At 61.6% G+C, this 20151-nt stretch carries 17 protein-coding genes and 1 pseudogene; 12 read left to right on the forward strand and 6 right to left on the reverse strand.

Going from position 1 to position 20151, the window contains the following annotated elements:
- Window positions 1-187: 187 nt before the first annotated feature.
- Window positions 188-352, reverse strand: coding sequence for a hypothetical protein (locus H7A77_RS24845; protein ID WP_176445936.1), 165 nt, complete (start codon window positions 350-352; stop codon window positions 188-190).
- 129 nt (window positions 353-481) lie between these two features.
- On the opposite strand from H7A77_RS24845, the gene H7A77_RS24850 reads away from it, so the two are divergent.
- Window positions 482-1330 carry an alpha/beta fold hydrolase gene (locus H7A77_RS24850; protein WP_182074786.1) on the forward strand — a complete coding sequence of 283 codons (849 nt, stop codon included), beginning with the start codon at window positions 482-484 and terminating at the stop codon, window positions 1328-1330.
- Window positions 1331-1334: 4 nt separating this feature from the next.
- On the opposite strand, the gene H7A77_RS24855 is transcribed toward H7A77_RS24850, so the two are convergent.
- On the reverse strand, window positions 1335-3473 hold the full coding sequence (locus H7A77_RS24855; protein ID WP_370528361.1) for a TonB-dependent siderophore receptor: 2139 nt from the start codon (window positions 3471-3473) through the stop codon (window positions 1335-1337).
- Between the two features lie 388 nt (window positions 3474-3861).
- Here H7A77_RS24855 and H7A77_RS24860 point away from each other — a divergent pair, with 388 nt between their 5' ends.
- From H7A77_RS24860 to H7A77_RS24890, 7 genes are all read left to right on the forward strand, one after another.
- The gene (locus H7A77_RS24860) at window positions 3862-5304 is read left to right on the forward strand and encodes a diguanylate cyclase (RefSeq protein WP_182074787.1); all 1443 of its coding nucleotides are present in this window, start codon (window positions 3862-3864) and stop codon (window positions 5302-5304) included.
- A gap of 104 nt (window positions 5305-5408) precedes the next feature.
- On the forward strand, window positions 5409-5759 hold the full coding sequence (locus H7A77_RS24865) for a DUF1428 domain-containing protein (RefSeq protein ID WP_025302905.1): 351 nt from the start codon (window positions 5409-5411) through the stop codon (window positions 5757-5759).
- Between the two features lie 11 nt (window positions 5760-5770).
- Complete coding sequence (locus H7A77_RS24870) at window positions 5771-6244, forward strand: VOC family protein (RefSeq protein WP_042784572.1); 474 nt, start codon at window positions 5771-5773, stop codon at window positions 6242-6244.
- Between the two features lie 27 nt (window positions 6245-6271).
- Window positions 6272-6961 (forward strand): VIT family protein, encoded by a 690-nt coding sequence (locus H7A77_RS24875; protein WP_047026078.1) that lies wholly within the window; start codon window positions 6272-6274, stop codon window positions 6959-6961.
- A gap of 109 nt (window positions 6962-7070) precedes the next feature.
- Window positions 7071-8408 carry a D-serine ammonia-lyase gene (locus tag H7A77_RS24880; protein ID WP_182074788.1) on the forward strand — a complete coding sequence of 446 codons (1338 nt, stop codon included), beginning with the start codon at window positions 7071-7073 and terminating at the stop codon, window positions 8406-8408.
- Window positions 8409-8803: 395 nt separating this feature from the next.
- Window positions 8804-10159, forward strand: coding sequence for an MFS transporter (locus H7A77_RS24885; RefSeq protein WP_047026080.1), 1356 nt, complete (start codon window positions 8804-8806; stop codon window positions 10157-10159).
- A gap of 12 nt (window positions 10160-10171) precedes the next feature.
- Window positions 10172-11350, forward strand: coding sequence for a 4-hydroxybenzoate 3-monooxygenase (locus H7A77_RS24890; RefSeq protein WP_016927657.1), 1179 nt, complete (start codon window positions 10172-10174; stop codon window positions 11348-11350).
- Between the two features lie 64 nt (window positions 11351-11414).
- Here H7A77_RS24890 and H7A77_RS24895 read toward each other — a convergent pair whose 3' ends face one another.
- The 4 genes from H7A77_RS24895 to tet(41) form a co-directional block, all read right to left on the reverse strand.
- Window positions 11415-12851: a 6-phospho-beta-glucosidase gene (locus tag H7A77_RS24895; RefSeq protein ID WP_122016607.1), complete on the reverse strand. Its 1437-nt coding sequence runs from the start codon at window positions 12849-12851 to the stop codon at window positions 11415-11417.
- 128 nt (window positions 12852-12979) lie between these two features.
- Window positions 12980-13714, reverse strand: coding sequence for a MurR/RpiR family transcriptional regulator (locus H7A77_RS24900; protein WP_033643147.1), 735 nt, complete (start codon window positions 13712-13714; stop codon window positions 12980-12982).
- Window positions 13715-13972: 258 nt separating this feature from the next.
- Window positions 13973-14929 (reverse strand): sulfonate ABC transporter substrate-binding protein, encoded by a 957-nt coding sequence (locus tag H7A77_RS24905; protein ID WP_169539597.1) that lies wholly within the window; start codon window positions 14927-14929, stop codon window positions 13973-13975.
- Between the two features lie 198 nt (window positions 14930-15127).
- Complete coding sequence (tet(41), locus tag H7A77_RS24910; RefSeq protein WP_089191787.1) at window positions 15128-16306, reverse strand: tetracycline efflux MFS transporter Tet(41); 1179 nt, start codon at window positions 16304-16306, stop codon at window positions 15128-15130.
- A gap of 64 nt (window positions 16307-16370) precedes the next feature.
- On the opposite strand from tet(41), the gene tetR reads away from it, so the two are divergent.
- The 4 genes and pseudogenes from tetR to H7A77_RS24930 form a co-directional block, all read left to right on the forward strand.
- The gene (gene tetR, locus H7A77_RS24915; protein WP_182074789.1) at window positions 16371-17012 is read left to right on the forward strand and encodes a tetracycline resistance transcriptional repressor TetR; all 642 of its coding nucleotides are present in this window, start codon (window positions 16371-16373) and stop codon (window positions 17010-17012) included.
- A 175-nt stretch (window positions 17013-17187) separates the two neighbouring features.
- On the forward strand, window positions 17188-17661 hold the full coding sequence (locus H7A77_RS24920) for a (2Fe-2S)-binding protein (RefSeq protein WP_033643143.1): 474 nt from the start codon (window positions 17188-17190) through the stop codon (window positions 17659-17661).
- Window positions 17658-19916 (forward strand): molybdopterin cofactor-binding domain-containing protein, encoded by a 2259-nt coding sequence (locus tag H7A77_RS24925; RefSeq protein WP_182074790.1) that lies wholly within the window; start codon window positions 17658-17660, stop codon window positions 19914-19916. Before H7A77_RS24920 ends, H7A77_RS24925 begins: the two co-directional genes overlap by 4 nt.
- A gap of 28 nt (window positions 19917-19944) precedes the next feature.
- Window positions 19945-20151: pseudogene (locus tag H7A77_RS24930) on the forward strand (cytochrome c); the annotation flags it as partial.

Genomic DNA, 20151 nt, shown 5'->3' on the forward strand with positions numbered 1-20151 from the left:
CACCAAAAGTGAACTGCTGTTTAACATCCTCAAGCTGTTGCGCGCTCAGGAAGTGAGCCTGTCCAGCCCGCAGGAGGTGGTGTTCATGAAGCAGCAGGCGACGCGATATCAGGCTAACGAAGAGGAACACTCTTCCTAGTTCTGCCATGAGGCGGCGGGTCGTTCATCAACGGCCCGCCGAACGCGGCTAGTACATCGACGGCTCCACGGACTGCGAACAGTCGCTGTTGGCGCCGGAGTTGCTGCAGGTGTAGGGCTCATTCGGCGACGCCGGCGGCGCATTCGACGGGCCGCCGCCGCCGATACAGCCGCTCAGCAACAACGTCAAAAGCACCAGCGTTATCTTTTTCATCTCTCCGTCCTCCATTGCGATTCCTCCTTTAAGTATATGTCGGGAAAGCGAACGCTACCGCCCGCCAGTGCGATCTATACTCCTTGGATGCCGTTTCGCCGCACCGCGCCGGCGAACGAGGGGGGAAAGATGCACATCGACGACGATTTGACGCGCTTTGCCGCGTTAGGGGCGCCGCCCTTACCGCCGGGAGCCCGGCAGGGTTATATTGACCACGACGGCGCGCGTATTTGGTATGCCGCCTATGGCGACGGACCGGCGGTGATCCTGTTGCACGGCGGCCTGGGCCACAGCGGCAACTGGGGGTATCAGCTGCCGGCATTGCGGGCCGCCGGGTACGGGGTGTTGCTCATCGATAGCCGCGGGCACGGGCGCAGCACGCGCGACGCCCGGCCGTATCGTTACGATCGGATGGCCGATGATCTGTTGGCGGTGATGGCGGCGCTGCAAATACCCCACGCCGCGCTGGCGGGCTGGAGCGACGGCGCTTGCGTCGCGCTCATCGCCGCCCATCAGGCGCCCGGGCAGGTGGACGGCGTTTTTTTCTTCGGCTGCAATATGGACGCCAGCGGCGTTAAACCGTTGGCGCCCAGCCCGATCGTCGAGCGCTGTTTTGCGCGCCATGCGCAGGACTATGCCGCCTTGTCGCCGACGCCGGACGATTTCGAGGCGTTCGTCGCCGCCGTGAGCCTGATGATGAGCAGCCAGCCGGACTACCGCGCACAGGAATTGGCGGCCATTCGCGTGCCGGTGACGATCGTTCACAGCGAATACGATGAATTTATCCGCGCCGAACATGCCGCCTACCTGAGCCGCAGCATTCCCGGCGCCCGTTTGACGACGCTGCCGGGCGTCAGCCATTTCGCGCCGCTGCAGCGGCCCGCGCTGTTCAACCGCGCGTTGCTGGATTTTCTCGCCGATGTGATGTGCCGCGGCCGGCGCAAAGAAAACGGGCGCCAAACGGCGCCCAAGGCATGACAGGTTAGAAATCGACCGTCGCCTGCAGGCTCAGGCTGCGCGGTTCACCCTCAATCACGCGTAAATTACCGGCGCTGGAGGCATAGTACTCGCGGTTGAACAGGTTTTTCACATTCAGTTTCAGCTGGGTATGTTTCCCAAGCAGCTTGCTGTCCCAGGCGACAAAGGCATCCGCCACGGTATAGGCCGGCATGGTGAAACTGTTCTCCGGATCGCCGGCGCGGCGACCGACGTAGCGCGCGCCGCCGCCAATGCGCATCTCGCCGGGCACCACCGGCAATGTCATGCTGCGGCTGAGGTACAGGCCGCCCATGTTGGTTGGGGCGTTGACCAGCCGATTGCCGACGTTGTCCGGGTTGAGGTTGTCTTCGACAATTTCGGTCTTGTCGTAGCTGTAGTTGGCGGTGAGATCCCAGTTGCGCGCCACTTCCCCGTTCAACTCCAGTTCGACGCCGGTGGAGCGCGCTTTGGGGATGCTGCGGGTCACGCCGTTGATAAAGATCGACATGTTGCTTTCATCAATGCGATAGAGCGCCAGCGTGGCGTCAAACGCCGGGGTGATCTGCCATTTTCCGCCCACCTCATAGGTGGTGCCGGTTTCCGGCGTGGCGACGTCGCCATTGTCGTCGATGGCGGTGGACGGCGTGAACGAACGGCTGTAATTGCCGTACAGCGACAGGCTCGGCGTCAGCTTATACACCAACCCCGCCTGCGGCAAAAACTGGTCGTCTTTGTCATTGAGCGTATTTTTCGGTTTCTGGAAACCGTTGCTGTTGTTCTGGTAATACGACTGATAGCGCGCGCCCAGCACCGCGATCCATTGATCGGTAAGATGAATGCTGTCCTTGGCGTACAGGGAACGGCTGAACAGCGTGGCGCGCAGGTTGCTTGACGCGTCGCTGTAGGTGGTGCTGTCGGTGACCGGCGTTTCGCCATACACCGGATCGTACATGTTGAAGGTCTTCGAGACCTTGCCGCGGTAGGAATAGGCCTTGTAGGTCTGATTTTTCTCGTAGTCCACGCCCAGCAGCAGATCGTGCTGCATGCCGAACAGCTGCGGCGAACCGGTCAGATCCCAGGAGTAATAGTGGGTTTGATGATTGAAACCGCGGTTGGCGTCGGCGCGGCGCGAGACGATGCCGGTCGTGGTGTCGACCGCGGTGGCGCGCACTTCGTTGCTGTCGTAACGGCGTTGCAGCCAGGCGTAGTTGAAGCGGGTCGTCCAGATCGGATCGAGCGCGTACTCATAATGGGCGTTCAGACGTTTGTTCTTGCCCCAGGCATGGTTCGCGTAGTCATCCAGGCGGCGGTTATAGGGCACATCGACCGGTTTGCCGTCGATAAATGCGGTGCCGCGATCGTAAGGAATGTCGTACTTGTATTCGCTGTAGGCGATGTTAAAGGAAGCCTGGTCGCCGAACCAACTGAGCGAGGGGGCGATCAGCGTATGTTCGTCGCTGCCGAAATTGCGCCAGTAATCTGCGTGCTGGCGTTCGGCGATCAGGCGAAAGGCGAAGCCGCCGCCCAGCGGGCCGGTCACATCGACGCTGCCGCTGCCGCCGCCAAAACTGTTGGTGGCGCCGCTGATGCGGGTGTTCCAGTCATACTGCGGTTTTTTGCTGATCAGATTGATGACGCCGCCGGGGCTGAGGATGCCATACAGCAGCGACGCGGAACCTTTCAGGACCTCGACGCGATCGGTGGTGGCGTCCATGCTCAGCCCTTGGTTGCTGCGCACGCCGTCGATGAAGACCGAGCCGTCGGAGTTAACCCCGAACCCGCGTTTGACGAAGCCATCCTCCGTGCCGCCGAGCGTGTTGCCCTGGGTGACGCCGCTGACGAACTTCATCGCCTCATTGACGCTTTTGACCTGGAAGTCGTCAATGACCTGAGAGGTGACGACGCTGACCGATTGCGGCACCTCGGCGATCGGCGCGGCGGTCTTGCCGGCGGTCGAGGCGGTGTCGGCGCTATAGCTGCCGGAAGGCTGGGCCGCGGCGGTCACCGTAATGGATTCCTCCGTTTTTGCGCCGGGCGCGGCGGCGATCGCCAGCGCGGGGAACAAACCGGCAATCAGGGGCAGCGTGCGAAGAACGTGATTTTTATTTCTTTTAGTGGGGTGGCGAAGAACTGACTGGTGCATATAATTCCATGAAAAAATAATAAATAGTAACGATTATCATTATAATTATCATTTATAGGTTTTGAATAGAGGGGAATGCCGGTATCCCTTCATTGCACGATTTAATTTTGTCATTAGGGAAAAAGACGGCGATTTTGCCGGTAAAAAGTCGGATGGATGGCAATAACGATCGCAGTGACGGGAGGGACGCGGCAGTTTGTTCGTCGGAAGGGTGACTTCTGTCAATATATTGATACACAAATATATTTTCCCTTGATGAATAAACAGGTGTCCGGGCAGGCAAAACTGGCAATAATAGGCGGGTCGGCCGTTTATCTTCGCCTCGCCGCCGACGGTTGTGACGCGAACAGACTGTCACTTTATGCTAGCGGAAGTCTCTGGATCCAAGATGCAAACCACCTCGTTGTCCGATACCCGGAAAATCTGGCCCGCGCTCATCATTTTTTTGTTGGTGTTCACCCTGTGTCTGCTGGGCATCGTGAGTCGCCCCGGCAGCTTTCTGGCGATATTCTGGCCGGTGAACGCCGTACTGCTGGCCGTTTTGGTGCGTCGGCCACAGTGGGCTACGCGAGCCGGCTGGGGCATGGCGGTGCTGGGCTATCTGGCGGCGGATCTGTTGACCGGCAGTTCGCTGCAAAAGACGCTGCTGCTGAATGTCGCCAATCTGACCGGCGTCGTGGTGGGGTATCTGTTGTTCATGCGGCTGTCGCCGCCGGCGCGCATGTTGCAACGCGGCACGTCCAGCATGTACCTGTTCGGCATCTGCCTGGCCGCCGCCGCCGCGACCGGCGTGGTGGGCGCCGTAACTTCGCAGTGGCTGTTCGGCAGACCCTATCTGACCTCGCTGGCGCTGTGGTTCTCGTCCGAATTCACCAATTACGTCACGCTGATGCCGTTTATTCTGGCGTTTCCCGGCGATTGGCGACGTCGCCTTGCGGCGGCCGGCGCCATGTTCACCCAGCGCAGCCAATGGCCGCGGGCGGGGCGAAAACTCACGGTGTTGGCGCTGCTGTTGCTGGCGGCGGTGTGCAGCGTGCTGATCGGCGGCCCCGGGGCGGTGATCTTTCCCATGCCGGTGCTGCTGTGGCTGGCGATGTCCTTCTCACTGTTCTGCACCATGATTGCGGTGCTGATCTATGTGCTGTGGTGCCATCTGGCTATCGATTTCGGGCTGTTGAGTTCGACGCTCGACATGAAGGTGTTGCAAAACGCGGTATCGATGCGTTTGGGCATCGCGCTGCTGGCGCTGGGGCCCATCGCCGTGGCCAGCATGAACTATGCGCGCAATGCGCTGCTGCGCACGCTGGAGCACGTGGCGAATCACGATGCGTTGACGCACGTGCTGACGCGCAATGCGTTTATGCAGCGCGGCGAACGGTTGATAGACCAAAAGGGCGAGCTGGTGTGCGTCATGATGCTCGATATCGACTATTTCAAATCGATTAATGACCGTTTCGGCCATGCCGGCGGCGATCAGGCGCTGATGGCTTTTACCCGCGCGATCGCCGCCGATCTGAGCGTCGGTGACCTGTTCGGCCGCATGGGGGGCGAAGAGTTCGCCATCGTTTCGACGCTCGGCCAGCCGCAGCAGGGATGGCAATTGGCCGAACGCCTGCGGCAACGCATCGAAACGGAGTCTATCCTCATGCCGGCCGGGCATCCGCTGCAGATCACCGTCAGCATCGGCATGGTGACCTGCCCGGGCGGTTCCGGCCAAAGCCTGGCGGATCTGCTTAAGCTGGCGGATCTGGCGGTGTACAAAGCGAAAAACGCCGGCCGCAACCGGGTCGCCACACCGGAATCGTCTCCGCCGGCCTGTCACGGCCGCTGAACTTCCGATCCGCGCTGCGTGCCTGCGGTCTAAACTGGTAAGGGACGCGGGCATTTCCGCCTGCGCCGAACCGACTGTCCTTAATCAGACAAGAGGATGCCAGAATGAAATACGTAGACGGGTTTGTGGTGGCGGTGCCGGCCGCCAATAAGGAGGCTTATCACCGGTTGGCGGCGGCGGCAGCGCCGCTGTTCAAAGAGTTTGGCGCCACGCGCATCGTGGAGTGCTGGGGCGATGACGTGCCCGATGGCAAGCTCACCGACTTTCGCGGCGCGGTGAAAGCCCAGGAAGACGAAGTGGTGGTGTTCAGCTGGATAGAGTACCCCTCCAAAGCGGTGCGCGACGCCGCCAATGAGAAAATGATGAACGATCCGCGCATGAAAGCGCTGGGCGAGATGCCGTTCGACGGCAAGCGCATGATCTTCGGCGGTTTCGCGCCGATCCTCGATGCGTAAAGGAGGCGCAGATGGCCAGAATTACGCAACATCTGTGGTTTGAAAAAGACATGGAAGCGGCGCTGAATTGCTATGTCGCGCTGATCCCCGGATCATCCGTGAACTGGTTTTCCGACCTGCCGGCGGATACGCCGAGCGGCCCGGCCGGCAGTGTGAAGCTGGCCGCCTTCACGCTGGGGGACCAGCGCTACGCGGCGATCGAAGCCGGGCCGCTGGATCCGTTCAATCACAGTTTCTCCGTGATGGTGGAATGTGACGATCAGGCTGAAGTCGACAGGCTGTGGGATGCGTTGAGCGAGGGCGGCGAGGCGGAGCAGTGCGGCTGGCTGCGCGATCGCTGGGGGCTGTGCTGGCAAATTGTGCCGCGGCGCCTGACGGAGTTGATGAACGATCCCGACGCCGCCCGCGTGCGGCGGGTAACGGAAGCGATGCTGCTGATGGGCAAAATCGACATCGCCGGGTTGGAAGCGGCGGCGCGCGAGTAGCGCAACGCTCACAGAGGGAGAGAACGGATGCACCGAGAACGGCACAGTATTGAACGCATCGGCTGGCTGCGGGCGGCGGTGCTCGGCGCCAACGACGGCATCGTTTCAACGGCCAGCCTGCTGCTGGGCGTCGCGGCGGCCAACGCCTCGCATTCCGCGCTGATGATCGCCGGCGTCGCCGGGTGGGTGGCCGGCGCGATGTCGATGGCCACCGGCGAGTATGTGTCGGTCTCGTCGCAGGCGGATACCGAAAAGGCCGCGCTGGCGGAAGAGCAGGCGGAGCTGCTTGAAGACTACCCGGGGGAGTTTCGCGAACTGACGTCAATCTACGTGCATCGCGGTCTGGATCCGGCGCTGGCCCGGCAGGTGGCGGAAAAGCTGATGGCGCATGATGCGCTGGAGGCGCACGCGCGCGACGAACTGGGCATTTCCTCCACCACCCGCGCCCGGCCGCTGCAGGCTGCGTTGGCGTCGGCCCTGAGTTTCTCCCTCGGCGCGCTGTTGCCGCTGCTGGTGGCGATGTGGGTGCCGGTCGCCTGGACGCGGCCGGCGCTGGTGGCGTCGGCGCTGATTTCCCTCGGCGTTCTCGGCGGCATCGCCGCGAAAACCGGCGGGGCGCCGATCTTGCCGGGCGTGGCGCGCATCCTCATCTGGAGCGCACTGGCGATGGCGGTTTCTTCCGGCGTCGGCCTGCTGTTTGGCGTGACGGCCGGCTAACGTCGCGCTTGCATCAATCTAGTGCACCTCAAGCTCAGAATTTATCATTTGTCAGCCGCCGGCGTTCGCGGCAAGGTGACGGCAACGCCAACATCAGTCAGGGACACTTATGCAGAAATCACAGATCCTATCGTGGGTCGCCCAGCATCCGCTGTTGCAACGCATGGTCGCGCTAGAGCCGATCACCTGGTTCAATCCGCGCGCGACAACGCTGGCCGCAGGGTTGCCCCACGTCGGGTTGACCGCCGCCGACGTCGCCGACGCGGAGCAGCGCCTGGCGCGTTTCGCGCCTTATCTTGCCGCGGCCTTCCCGGAAACCCAACCGACAAAGGGGATCATCGAATCCGAGCTGGTGGCGATCCCGGCCATGCAGCTCGCGTTGGATCGGCGCTATGGGCAGACGTTGGGCGGGCGCCTGCTGTTGAAAAAGGACAGCCATCTGCCGATTTCCGGCTCAATCAAGGCGCGCGGCGGCATCTATGAGGTGCTGACGCACGCGGAGAAACTGGCGCTGGAGGCGGGGTTGCTGCACACCGGCGACGACTACGCCCGGCTGTTTTCCGACGAGTTCCGTCAATTCTTCAGCCAGTACCGCATCGCCGTCGGATCGACCGGCAATCTGGGATTATCCATCGGCATCATCAGCGCCCGGTTGGGGTTTGACGTCAGCGTGCACATGTCGGCGGACGCGCGGGCGTGGAAAAAACAGAAGCTGCGCGACAATGGCGTGACGGTGGTGGAGTACGCCGACGATTACGGCGTGGCGGTCGAACAAGGGCGCAAACAGGCGGCGGACGATCCGAGTTGCTTCTTTATCGATGATGAAAACTCGCAAACCCTGTTCCTCGGCTACGCGGTGGCCGGCGGCCGCCTGAAGCGGCAGTTTGCCGAACAGGGCATCGTGGTGGACGCGCAGCATCCGCTGTTCGTTTATCTGCCGTGCGGCGTCGGCGGCGGGCCGGGCGGAGTCGCCTTTGGCCTCAAGCTGGCGTTCGGCGATCATGTTCACTGCATTTTCGCCGAACCGACCCATTCCCCTTGCATGCTGCTCGGCGTCTACAGCGGGTTGCATGACGGCATTGCGGTGCAAGATCTCGGCATCGACAACCGCACGGCGGCGGACGGACTGGCGGTGGGGCGCGCCTCCGGTTTTGTCGGCCGGGCGATGGAGCGCCTGCTGAGCGCGTTTTACACCCTGAGCGACGAAGAGATGTTCGCGCTGCTCGGGTTGTTGGACAGGCACGAGCATATCCAGCTGGAACCCTCCGCCCTGGCCGGCATGGCCGGGCCGTGGCGCGTTACCGCTCATGCGCGGCAGCTCAGCGAGCAGGGCGTGAGCGCCGAGCACCTGGCCCAGGCGACGCATCTGGTATGGGCGACCGGCGGCGGCATGGTGCCGACGGCGGAAATGGCGAAATACCTCGCCGCCGCGCAAACGGCACCGTGAGCCAATAGCGCCGAGGCTTGCGCTCGCTTCCTGTTTTTAGGCGGCGAGCGCGGTTTGACAAGCGCCGGTTCCCTCCGGCCCAGGGTCAACGTCAGACCGGGCGCTCATGATGTTTGTAAAATGTTAACAAAATCACAACTCCCCATGCCGCAGTCACGGCTTAAATCTCCATATCCAATTAATAGTAAATAAAATTATTTTATTTACCGCTTTCTGATGTTCGTTTATCGCACGCTTATTTTTTTAACAATATTGAAGCATTCGCCGTGGGGTGGTTTGATTTGATTGTCGATTAACGAACTATATTCCGATAATCGCACAAATTAACCCTCTCGCCGGCTCGCAGCCGGCTGTTCCGTGCGGCGAGGTTTGCCGCACTCTCTGAGGAGCAAGCCATGCCGCATGATAACAACGTAGAAATTCGAGGGTTTATCGATAACCAGCCATTTTCTCGCTACCAGTGGTTGATACTGGCTTTGTGTTTTTTGGCGGTTGCGCTGGACGGTTTCGATACCGCCATTATCGGCTTCATCGCCACGTCGCTGGTGCAGGAGTGGGGAATAGACAAAACCGCGCTGGGGCCGGTAATGAGCGCCGCGCTGGTCGGTCTGGCGGTAGGCGCGTTGGCCGCCGGCCCGTTGGCGGATCGCATCGGCCGCAAGAAAGTGCTGGTGATTTCGCTGCTGCTGTTCGGCGGCTTCAGCCTGCTGACCGCCTTCGCCGGCTCGCTTTCGACGCTGACGCTGCTGCGTTTTTTGACCGGGCTGGGACTGGGGGCGGCCATGCCGAACGCCGCCACGCTGATGTCGGAATATGCCCCTCAGCGCTGCCGAGCTCTGATGGTGAATCTGATGTTTTGCGGTTTCCCTCTCGGTTCGTCGCTGGGCGGTTTTTCTTCCGCCTGGCTGATCCCGCATTTCGGCTGGCAGAGCGTGCTGGTGCTGGGCGGCGTTATGCCGTTGCTGCTGGCGCTGGTCCTGATCGCCGCCTTGCCTGAATCCGTGCGCTTCATGGTCGCGCGCGGCTATGCCGCAGAGCGCATCGCCAAGGTGCTGAAACGCATTGCGCCGATCCGAATGACGCCGCCGCCGCGCTTCATGTTGCAGGAAGAGGGGCAGGTAAAGGCAGCGTCGCCGCTGGGCATGATCTTTTCGCGTCGCTATCTGCTGGGCACGTTGATGTTGTGTCTGACTTACTTTATGGGATTGATGATCTTCTATCTGTTGACCAGTTGGCTGCCGCTGCTGATCCGTGAAACCGGCGCCTCTGTTACGCAGGCGTCGCTGATCACCGCGCTGTTTCCGCTCGGCGGGGGGCTCGGCGTATTGATTATCGGTTGGTTGATGGATCGCATGAACCCGCACAAGGTGGTGGCCGTCGGCTATTTGCTGACCGGTTTGTTCGTCGGCATCATCGGCTATGTCTATACCTCTCCGCTGCTGATGGCGCTCACGGTGTTCATCGCCGGCACCTGCATGAACGGCGCCCAGTCATCCATGCCGGCCCTGGCGGCCGGGTTCTATCCCACCCAGAGCCGGGCGACCGGCGTAGCCTGGATGCTCGGTCTCGGGCGTTTTGGCGGCATTCTGGGGGCGATGAGCGGTGGCGTGCTGATGCAGATGCAGCTGTCGTTCAGCACCATTTTCACGCTGTTGGCCATCCCGGCGCTGATCGCGGCGCTGGCGCTGCTCGCCAAACACCTTTCCGGCGGCTACCCGGCGCTGCCGGCGCCGCTCAACAAAATGCTATGAGGGAGTCATGCTATGCGCACACAGGTTGTGATCATCGGCGCCGGTCCGGCCGGTTTGATGTTGTCCCATCTGCTGCACCTGCAAGGTGTGGAATCGGTGGTGTTGGAAACGCGCAGCCGGGAGGCGGTGGAATCGACCATTCGCGCCGGGGTGCTCGAACAGGGGACCGTCGATCTGCTCGAGCAGACCGGATTGGGGGAGCGGATGCGGCGGGAAGGGGCGCGGCATCAGGGGATCCGCTTGGCGTTCGGCGGCCGGCAGCACCGCATCGATCTGGCCGGATTGACCGAGCGCGCCGTCACCGTTTATGCCCAGCATGAAGTCTTGAAAGACCTGATCGCCGCGCGTCTGGCGGCGCAGGGCCATCTGTTTTTCGAGGTGGAGCAGGTTGAATTGAAGGCGCTGGACAGCGCGCAGCCCGAGGTTCACTACCGTCATGGCGACCAGCCGCGCCGGCTCCGCTGCGACTTTGTCATCGGATGCGACGGATTCCACGGCATCAGCCGCGCGGCGATGCCCGGCGGACTGCGGCAGGATTACACCCGCACCTATCCGTTCGGCTGGTTCGGCATTCTGGTCGAAGCGCCGCCGTCCAGCGAAGAGCTGATCTACGCCTGCCATCCGCGCGGTTTTGCGTTGATCAGCACCCGTTCGCCCGGCGTGCAACGCATGTATTTTCAGTGCGATCCTGCGGAACAGGTCGATCAATGGTCGGACGATCGTATCTGGCGCGAGTTGGAGCAGCGGCTGGAAAACCATGAAGGCTGGACGCTGAAAAAGGGCCGCATATTTCAGAAAAACGTGGTGGGTATGCGCAGCTTCGTTACCGAACCGATGCGCTATCGGCGCCTGCTGTTGGCGGGCGACGCGGCGCATATCGTGCCGCCGACCGGCGCCAAAGGGTTGAATCTGGCCATGGCCGATGTTTGCCTGTTGTCCCAGGCGCTGGAGACGTTTTACCGGCGAGGCGACTGGCAACGGCTGGACGATTACAGCGACACCGCCTTGCAGCGGGTCTGGCGCGCCGAGCATTTTTCCTGGTGGATGACCCACATGCTGCATACCCGGCGGGAAGACACGCCTTTCGAACACCGGCTGCAACTCTCAGAGTTGCAGTACACGGTGAAATCGCGCAGCGCCATGACGATGCTGGCGGAAAATTATGTCGGTGCGCCATTCCCGGCGATATAAGCGAAAACGCCCATGCCGGGCGGCATGGGCGAGAAGGGGCGTCACCGCCCCTGAACTGCGGCGGTTACAGCTGTTCGCCGTTGCTGGCGATCACCCGACGATACCAGTCGAAGCTTTTCTTGCGCGACCGTTCCAGCGTGCCGGTGCCGTCGTCGTGTTTATCGACGTAGATGAAGCCGTAACGCTTGCTGTACTCGCCGGTAGTGAACGACACGCAGTCGATGCAGCCCCACGGCGTATAGCCGATCAGGTCTACGCCGTCTTCAATCACCGCTTTTTTCATCTCTTCGATATGGGCGCGCAGATAGTCGATGCGATAGTCATCGTTGATCCGGCCATCCGCTTCCACCTTGTCGAAGGCGCCAAAGCCGTTTTCCACGATAAACAGCGGCTTCTGGTAACGTTCATACAGCACGTTCAGCGAATAGCGCAGCCCGACCGGATCGATCTGCCAGCCCCAGTCGGAGGCTTTGACGTGCGGGTTCGGCACGTTGCCCGGGAAGCCGAACATGCCGTCGCTGCCGTCCACCGCGTTGGCCTGCAGCGCATTGCTCATGTAATAGCTGAAGCCGATGTAATCGGTGCAGCCCTCGCGCAGGATCTGCGCGTCCTGCGGCTGCATCTCGATCTTCAGCCCTTTGCGTTCCCAGTCACGCAGCAGGTAGCTGGGGTAGTAGCCGCGCATTTGCACGTCGGTATACAGATAGCGCTGGTGCATCGCTTCCACGGCGTACATCACGTCGTCCGGCTTGCAGGAATAAGGGTAGAACGGCACGCAGGCCAGCATGCAGCCGATCTTGAATTCCGGGTTGATCTGATGGCCGAGTTTGACCACCTGCGCGCTGGCGACGAACTGGTGGTGCAACACCTGGTACAGCGTCTGCTCGGGGTTGTCTTCCTGGGTGTAGTCCACGCCGGAACAGCAGTAGCCGAACAGCGGGTAGCGGTAGTTGCTCTGGTTGTTGATTTCGTTGAAGGTCATCCAGTACTTCACTTTTTCGCGGTAGCGGCGCATCACCACTTCGCTAAAGCGCACGAAGAACTCCACCACCCGGCGATTTTTCCAGCCGCCGTAGGCTTTCACCAAATGGTAAGGCATTTCGAAGTGGGACAGGGTGATCACCGGCTGGATGCCGTATTTCAGCAATTCGTCGAACAGGTCGTCGTAAAACTGCAGGCCGGCTTCGTTCGGCGTTGCTTCGTCGCCGTTCGGGAAAATGCGCGTCCAGGCGATCGAGGTACGAAAACACTTGAAGCCCATCTCGGCGAACAGCGCCACGTCCTGCTTGTAGCGGCCGTAGAAGTCCACCGCTTCGTGGTTGGGATAGCGATAGCCGTCGAGCACGCCGTCGGTCATCACGCGATCCACGCCGTGCGAACCGCCGGACAGCACGTCGGCGATGCTTGGCCCTTTGCCGCCCTGATCCCAACCGCCTTCAACCTGGTGCGCGGCGACCGCGCCTCCCCACAGAAAATCTTTCGGCAACTGTTTCATCGTCAATGTCTCATCTTATTTAATGAAGGGTAATAACGTTCGCGTTGCCAATAGAGTAACAAGACCGAAAGAAATGTCACGATATAACAAATCGCCGTAAAACGTGATTTGTCACAATAAAAAAACAGCCTGTTTTATTTTATCGCGTTCATTCTTCCCAGGCGCTTGCCGATGGTTTCAATAATATAAAGCACGGGGATTTGCGTAGTAATATTATGATGATCGCCGATCAAGTGTTGCGGGACGTGATAAGACAGATTGAAGTCCGCCAGCCGCGCCAGCGAAGAGGTTTCGTTGTTGGTGATGCTGATGATTTTACAGTGGTGCAGGCTGAACTGGCTGGCCAGCCGCAGGATCTCTTCGGTTTCGCCGGAAACCGACAACATGATCGCCACCGCGCTTTTATACATATCGCTGTTGACGGGATAATAAGGGTCGTCGATATGGGTGCTGAATTTTCCGACGTTGGAAAAGAAACGCGCGCCATATTTCCCCAGGGCGCCGGAGGTGCTGATGCCGACGAAAATAATTCGCTCGGCGGCGGCGATATGCCGCACCGCTTCATCGAGCAGCTGATTAAATTCATCGTTGCTGACGCTTTTAAAAAAACTGAGAATTTCGCCGATGCCGGAATCGACCGGCGGCGCATCGGTTTGCTCCAGGTACAGTTTGAAACGGATGCGAAATTCCGAATAGCCGTCACACCCCATTTTTTTGCAAAATCGCAGCACGGTGGTGGTGGACACGCCGGCGGCCTCGGCCAGTTCGCGGATGGTCATGTACATCACTTGATTCTTGTGTTTGCTGACGTAGTTATAAACCATCAGCTCCAGGGCGTTGAGCGCGGCGATTGCTTTGTGGGTAAACATGAGTCGATCCGGCGGCTGAAAACGGGAAGCGTATCTGCGGGTTAACATAGCAAAATTCCCCACCGCTGGCACTGCCGAACAAAAAAGAAAAGCCGCACCAGTCAGGGGCGGCCCAGGGTTCACGACGAACAAATAAAGCAAAACGTTCCGGAAGACATGCCATGAAAACGCGTTTCATCACACAGGGTTAGCATAGGTCAGCTTACTCCGGCGGCAAAATGCCGGTTTCTGCTTTCTAAAGCCAAAGCGCGGCAAAGGCTACGGCGCCTCGGGCTTATCTTCGGACCAGCGGGCGGCGTTGACGTCCACCTTACCCGGCAGCAGTCCGATGGCGGTGAATTTATCCGCCAACTGCTGCTGCTGTCTGAACACCTCCGGCGACATGCGCTGGCTGCCGAACGGCATGCGGGCGATGGCTTTGGCCCAAATCGCCTGATCCAGGCCGGTGCTCTGAGCGAGGATCGCCGCCGCTTCCTGCGGATGGCCGTTGGCCCAGTCGCTCAGCGCGCCGAGCTGTTGAATCACCTGCTTGGCGCTGTCCGGGTAGGTTTCGGCAAAGCGGCGGCTGGCGAGATAGAAGGTGTAGTGCGGCACCAGGCCTTCCGCGTCTTTCAGCCGGCGGGCGTTGGCATGGGTTTCCACCTCGGCGTAGTAGGGATCCCAAATCACCCAGGCGTCGACGCTGCCGCGCTGGAAGGCGGCGCGGGCATCGCTCGGCGGCAGATAGACCGGCGTGATGTCCTTGTAGCTCAAGCCGGCCTGTTCCAGCGCGCTCACCAGCAGGTAATTGACGTCAGACCCTTTGTTCAACGCCACGCGTTTGCCTTTCAGATCGGCCACGGAGCGGATCGCCGAATCCTGCGGCACCACGATGGCTTCGGTTTTCGGGCTGGGCGGCGAATGCGCCAAATAAACCAGATCGGCCTTGGCGGCTTGCGCGAAGGCCGGCGGGGCGTCGCCGGTCGCCGCCAGATCGATGCTGCCGACGTTCAACCCTTCCAACATCTGCGGGCCGGCGGGGAATTCTATCCAGCGAACCTTGACGCCCTGCGGCTCCAGGGTTTTCTCCAGCGTGCCGCGGTATTTCAGCAGCGCAAAAATGTTGGCTTTCTGGTAACCGATGGTGATTTGTTGCGGTTTCTCCTGCGCGTCGGCCGGCAGGCTAAACAGCCCGAGCAGCAGGGCGGCGATCAGCGGCGTTGTGAGTTTTCTCATCCTGATTTTCCGATAGGCGAAGTGAACGGTAGCGATGACGCGCTGGGCGTAACGCCATGAAACGGCATTTAAATTTTCCTGCGGCGGGATAAGGGCGATGATAATGAGCGGCGCAGTGGCGTGTAAAGCGCCCGCTTATGCTGAATAATGCCTTGCTTAGCCATAAATCAGCTTAAGCGGGAGAGGGTGAGCTCGACGTTATGCCGCGTCACGCTCGCGCGAACGCGCCAGCAACAGCGGAACCAACAGATAGAGGGCGGCGGCCAACGCCCAGACCAGGCCCGGCCAGACATCGCGCGTGGCGGCGTACAGCGCCGTCGCCACCAGCGGCCCCGCGACGCCGATCAGGCTGCCCATGCTGGCCAGCGTCCCTTGCAGCTCGCCCTGATGATCGTCGTCCACCTTTTGCGCCATTAACGCCTGCAGCGCGGGCAGCGCCATACCGCCCGCCGCGAAGAACGGCAGCAAGGCGAAAGGTGCCCAGCTGCGCGTGGCGATCGACAGCAGCGCCAGGCCCATTGCGTCGGCGGCCAGTCCGATCAGCAGCGCCTTGCGTTCGCCGAGCCGCGCGACCAGCGGGCCGATGGCGAAGGCCTGCGACAGCGCATGGCAGGCGCCGTAACCGGCCAGCGACAGGCCCGCCACCATCATGCTCCAGCCGAAACGATCCTGACCGTATAAAATCCACAATGTGGCCGGCGCCTGCGAAACCAGCGCCATGATCAGGTAAATGCCGGCCAGCGGCAGCAGGCCAGGCTTGCCGTGCAGCCGTCGCAATGACGAAAAGGGATTGAGGCGGATTTTCTCGGCGGCGCGGGCGCGAGGTTTACGCGATTCCGGCAGCAGGAAAAACGCCATCGCCAGGTTGACGGCGTTCATCGCCGCCGCCGCCAGGAAGGGCGCATGCAGATGCCACTCGCCCAGCGAACCGCCGAGCAGCGGGCCGACGATAAAACCGACGCCGAATACCGCGCCCACCAGGCCGAAACGCCGCGCGCGTTGACCGGCCGGCGTAATGTCGGTGACGTAAGCGGTGGCGACCGCCATGTTGGCGCCGGTGATGCCCGCCAGCAACCGGCCCAGATAGAGCCAGGCCAGCGTCGGCGCGAACGCCATCAGCAGATAGTCGGCCGCCGCGCCGGCGAGCGAGATGAGCAGCACCGGCCGCCGGCCGAAACGATCGCTCAGCGCGCCGAGGATCGGCGAGAACAGAAATTGCATTAACGCATAGGCCGCCAGCAGGGCGCCGTAGTGCAGGCTGCCGGCGTCAAGACCGCCCAGCGAACGCAACAACGCCGGCAGAATCGGCATGATCAGACCGATGCCCACCGCATCCAGCAACACCGTCAACAAAATAACCAGCATGGGTTTTTTCAAAATTGTGACTCTAACAGTGATAGAGTATTGAGTATTCCACAGTTACCCTATCAGTGATAGAGAGATGAGTGAAAAAAATACTGCGACACGTTTAACGCGAGAAACCGTCCTGCGCGGGGCGCTGGCGTTGCTGAACGACATCGGCATCGATGCCCTGAGCACCCGCCGCCTGGCGCAACATTTGGGCGTGCAATCTCCCACGCTCTATTGGCATTTCAAGAACAAGGCCGAGCTGCTGAAGGCGATGGCGGAAACCATCATGCTGGATCACCGTGAGGAGGTGCCCGCCGACATGCCCTGGCAGGATTGGGTCGTTACCAATGCGAGCAACTTTCGTCGGGCGTTGCTGGCTTACCGCGACGGCGCGCGTCTGCATGCCGGCACCCGGCCGCAGGAGCCGCAATTCGCCGTCATTGAGGCCAAGGTGGCGCTGCTGTGCTGGGCGGGGTTGACGCCGGAGCGCGCGGTAAACCTGCTGTTCGCCGTCGGGCGTTTCGTGGTGGGCTGGGTGCTGGAGGAACAGCAAATGCAGCCTGACGATCCGCTCAATGACGCCGACCGCCGCCGTTACCCGCTGCTGTGCCAAGGCTGGGAAACATTGCAGGAGAAGGGCGCGGATGCGCTGTTCGAAGCCGGGGTGCGGCTGTTGGTCGACGGCGCCGAGGCCGGACTGGCGATCGACAATAATCACGGGCGGCAATCATAAAAGCGCGCTTATCTATCGGAAATTTATAGAAAATACCCACTTTTCGTTAAAGCCATGGCGGCTACATTCCCTTAACATCGTCAAGTCTTTTGATGATAATTATTAGCACGCTGCGCAATTATTCACCGCAGTGATGTTACGGATTAAATCCGTTTGTTTAAGGGATAGTTTCACCATGGAAATCAACGTTAATGGCCGGGTGGTTCCACTCGGCAATCTCGCGCCCGACACGCCGCTGCTGTACGTTTTACGCAACGATCTGCACTTGAATGGCCCCAAATATGGCTGCGGCCTGGGGGAGTGCGGCGCCTGCACGGTGCTGATCGACGGCGTCGCCGCGCGTTCTTGCTCAATGCCGCTGGCCGCCGTAGGAAGCAAGTCCGTCACCACGCTGGAAGGCCTGGGCACGCCGGAGGCGCTGCATCCGGTTCAGCAGGGGTTTATCGATGAGCAGGCGGCGCAGTGCGGTTACTGCGCCAACGGCATGATCATGACGCTGGTCGCGTTGTTCGAACGCGAGCCGGATGCAGATGAACAAACCATCAAGAAAGAGCTGGCCTACAACCTGTGCCGCTGCGGCACCCACCTTGAGATCTTGCGCGCCGCCGAGCGCGCCCGCGATCTGCTGGCTGCGCGGAGGCAAGCATGAGCCGCCTCGAACTGACCCGCCGACAGTTGTTGCAAGCCGGCGGTGTGGTGATGGTCAGCAGTCTGCTGCCCGCGCCGTTTAACGCCTTCGCCGCCGAAGCGGTTGCATCGCCTGCCGATCTGCCGCTGGATCGGGTGGACAGCTTTATCAGCCTCACCGCCGACGGCCGGGTGACGGCCTTCAATGGCCATGTCGATCTCGGCACCGGCATTCGCACCGCGTTGGCGCAGATCGTCGCCGACGAAATTTGCGCGCCGTTCGAGCACGTCACGATGATCCTGGGCGATACGCAACGCACGCCGGATCAGGGGCCGACCATCGCCAGCGCCACCATCCAGGTCACGTCGGTGCCGCTGCGCCAGGCGGCGGCGCAGGTGCGACATATGCTGACGGCGCTGGCGGCCAAAGCCTTCGAACTGCCGGCCGACCAGCTGACGGCGGCCGCGGGGCAGGTGTTTGTGACCAAGCACCCGGGGCGTTCCTTGAGCTATGCGCAGCTGGCGAGCGGGCAAAATCTGCATGTGACGCTGGATAAAAACGTGCCGCTGAACGGTGAACAGCAGAATCGCTACGTCGGCCGCGCCGTCGCCCGAGTCGATATTCCGGCCAAAGTGAGCGGTGGACTGACCTACGTGCACGATCTGCGTTTGCCCGGCATGCTGCATGGCCGGGTGGTGCGCCCGCCTTACGCAGGCGCCGACAGCAGCGCACCGCTGGGCGGCGGCCTGTTGTCGGTGGATGAAAGTTCGATCGCGCACCTGCCGGGCATCGTGAAACTGGTGGTGATCAACGATTTCATCGGCATTGTGGCCGAGCGCGAAGAGCAGGCGATCGCCGCCATGCGCCGGCTGAAAACCGAATGGAAACCCTGGGCCGGCCTGCCGGACCTGTCGCCGGAGGCGCTGCCCGCCGCGCTGGCAGCCAACCCGAAAACCGACCGCGTGCTGCGCGATGATGCGGGCACGGACGAGGCGTTGGCATTGCTGCATACCGAAGTGCGGGCGGACTATGTCTGGCCTTACCATCAGCACGCCTCGATCGGCCCCTCCTGCGCGGTAGCGGAGGTCAAAGATGGGCGGGCGCAGGTGTGGTCCGGCACGCAAAACCCGCACGATCTGCGCAAAGATATCGCCAGGCTGCTCGAGCTGCCGTCTGAGCAGGTGCACATCACCCGCATGGAAGCCTCCGGCTGCTATGGCCGCAACTGCGCCGACGACGTCTCGGCGGACGCGGCGCTGTTGGCGCGGGCCACCGGCCGCCCGGTGCGGGTGCAGCTGATGCGTGAACAGGAATCCGGCTGGGAGCCGAAGGGCACCGGTCAGCTGATCCGGGTGCGCGGCGGCCTCGACCCGCACAACCAAGTGGCGGCCTACGAGTTGAAAACCAGCTATCCCTCCAACAATGCGGTGACCTTGCCGCTGGTGTTGACCGGCAAGATGGCCAACCGGGCCGACGTGCAACAGATGGGCGATCGCACCGCCATTCCGCAATACGCGTATCCGCACATGCGGGTGATTTGCCAGGACGCCGCGCCGATCGTGCGGGCGTCGTGGATGCGCGGCGTTTCGGCGCTGCCCAACGTGTTCGCCCATGAATCCTGGATCGACGAGCTGGCCTGGCGCGCCGGCGAGGACCCGATCGCGTTTCGCCTGCGTTACCTGAACGATCCGCGCGCGGTGGCCTTGATTGAGGCCCTGAAGCGCCAGGCTAACTGGCAAGACGGCCCGGCGCACCGCTCGCGCGCCGCCGGGGCCGAAGTGGTGAGCGGCCGCGGTTTCGCCTATGCGCGCTATTTCCACAGCAAATTCCCCGGCTTCGGCGCCGCCTGGGCGGCCTGGGTGTGCGATCTCAGCGTCAATCGCCTTTCCGGGCAGATCACGCTCAATAAAATCTTCGTGGCGCATGATTGCGGCCGGATGATCAATCCGGCCGGGGTGCGCCATCAGGTGCACGGCAACATTATCCAATCCGCCAGCCGGGTGCTGAAAGAGTTTGTGACCTTCAACGCGTCGGGCGTGACGTCATTGGACTGGGGCGGCTATCCGATCCTGCGCTTTGACGAATTGCCGCAGATCGATATCCAACTGATCGACCGCCCGGACGAAGCGCCGATGGGCGCAGGAGAGTCCGCCTCGGTGCCGAGTGCGGCGGCGATCGGCAACGCGCTGTTTGACGCCCTCGGCGTGCGCCTGCGCGAGGTGCCGTTCACACCGGCGCGGGTGCTCGCCGCGCTGCGCGCTCAGGCCAGCCATTAACCCCCCGTTACGAACAAGGACAGCAAAGATGAGTAAGATGAAAAAAATCGTCGGGTGGGGCGGCGTCACGGTGATCGCCGTTGTGGTCGCCGGCGTGGTCGCCAGTTGGCAGCCGGAGATTGCGCCGCTCGCCGCCGATGCGACCCACCGTTTCAGCGAGGCGCAGATCGCGCGTGGCAAAACGTTGGCCGATCTCGGCGACTGCGCCGTGTGCCACACCCGTGCGGGCGGCGAG

Source organism: Serratia sp. ME47 (genome assembly GCF_903970925.1).
Classification (GTDB): domain Bacteria; phylum Pseudomonadota; class Gammaproteobacteria; order Enterobacterales; family Enterobacteriaceae; genus Serratia; species Serratia ureilytica.

What these genes read in the sequence shown, in the direction of transcription:
- H7A77_RS24905 (WP_169539597.1), bottom strand. Translation starts at nt 14,929, where the DNA reads ATGAGAAAACTCACAACGCCGCTGATCGCCGCCCTGCTGCTCGGGCTG.
- H7A77_RS24850 (WP_182074786.1), top strand. Translation starts at nt 482, where the DNA reads ATGCACATCGACGACGATTTGACGCGCTTTGCCGCGTTAGGGGCGCCG.
- H7A77_RS24885 (WP_047026080.1), top strand. Translation starts at nt 8,804, where the DNA reads ATGCCGCATGATAACAACGTAGAAATTCGAGGGTTTATCGATAACCAG.
- H7A77_RS24925 (WP_182074790.1), top strand. Translation starts at nt 17,658, where the DNA reads ATGAGCCGCCTCGAACTGACCCGCCGACAGTTGTTGCAAGCCGGCGGT.
- H7A77_RS24855 (WP_370528361.1), bottom strand. Translation starts at nt 3,473, where the DNA reads ATGCACCAGTCAGTTCTTCGCCACCCCACTAAAAGAAATAAAAATCAC.
- H7A77_RS24845 (WP_176445936.1), bottom strand. Translation starts at nt 352, where the DNA reads ATGAAAAAGATAACGCTGGTGCTTTTGACGTTGTTGCTGAGCGGCTGT.
- H7A77_RS24880 (WP_182074788.1), top strand. Translation starts at nt 7,071, where the DNA reads ATGCAGAAATCACAGATCCTATCGTGGGTCGCCCAGCATCCGCTGTTG.
- H7A77_RS24875 (WP_047026078.1), top strand. Translation starts at nt 6,272, where the DNA reads ATGCACCGAGAACGGCACAGTATTGAACGCATCGGCTGGCTGCGGGCG.
- H7A77_RS24920 (WP_033643143.1), top strand. Translation starts at nt 17,188, where the DNA reads ATGGAAATCAACGTTAATGGCCGGGTGGTTCCACTCGGCAATCTCGCG.
- H7A77_RS24870 (WP_042784572.1), top strand. Translation starts at nt 5,771, where the DNA reads ATGGCCAGAATTACGCAACATCTGTGGTTTGAAAAAGACATGGAAGCG.
- H7A77_RS24865 (WP_025302905.1), top strand. Translation starts at nt 5,409, where the DNA reads ATGAAATACGTAGACGGGTTTGTGGTGGCGGTGCCGGCCGCCAATAAG.
- tetR (WP_182074789.1), top strand. Translation starts at nt 16,371, where the DNA reads ATGAGTGAAAAAAATACTGCGACACGTTTAACGCGAGAAACCGTCCTG.
- H7A77_RS24890 (WP_016927657.1), top strand. Translation starts at nt 10,172, where the DNA reads ATGCGCACACAGGTTGTGATCATCGGCGCCGGTCCGGCCGGTTTGATG.
- H7A77_RS24860 (WP_182074787.1), top strand. Translation starts at nt 3,862, where the DNA reads ATGCAAACCACCTCGTTGTCCGATACCCGGAAAATCTGGCCCGCGCTC.
- H7A77_RS24900 (WP_033643147.1), bottom strand. Translation starts at nt 13,714, where the DNA reads ATGTTTACCCACAAAGCAATCGCCGCGCTCAACGCCCTGGAGCTGATG.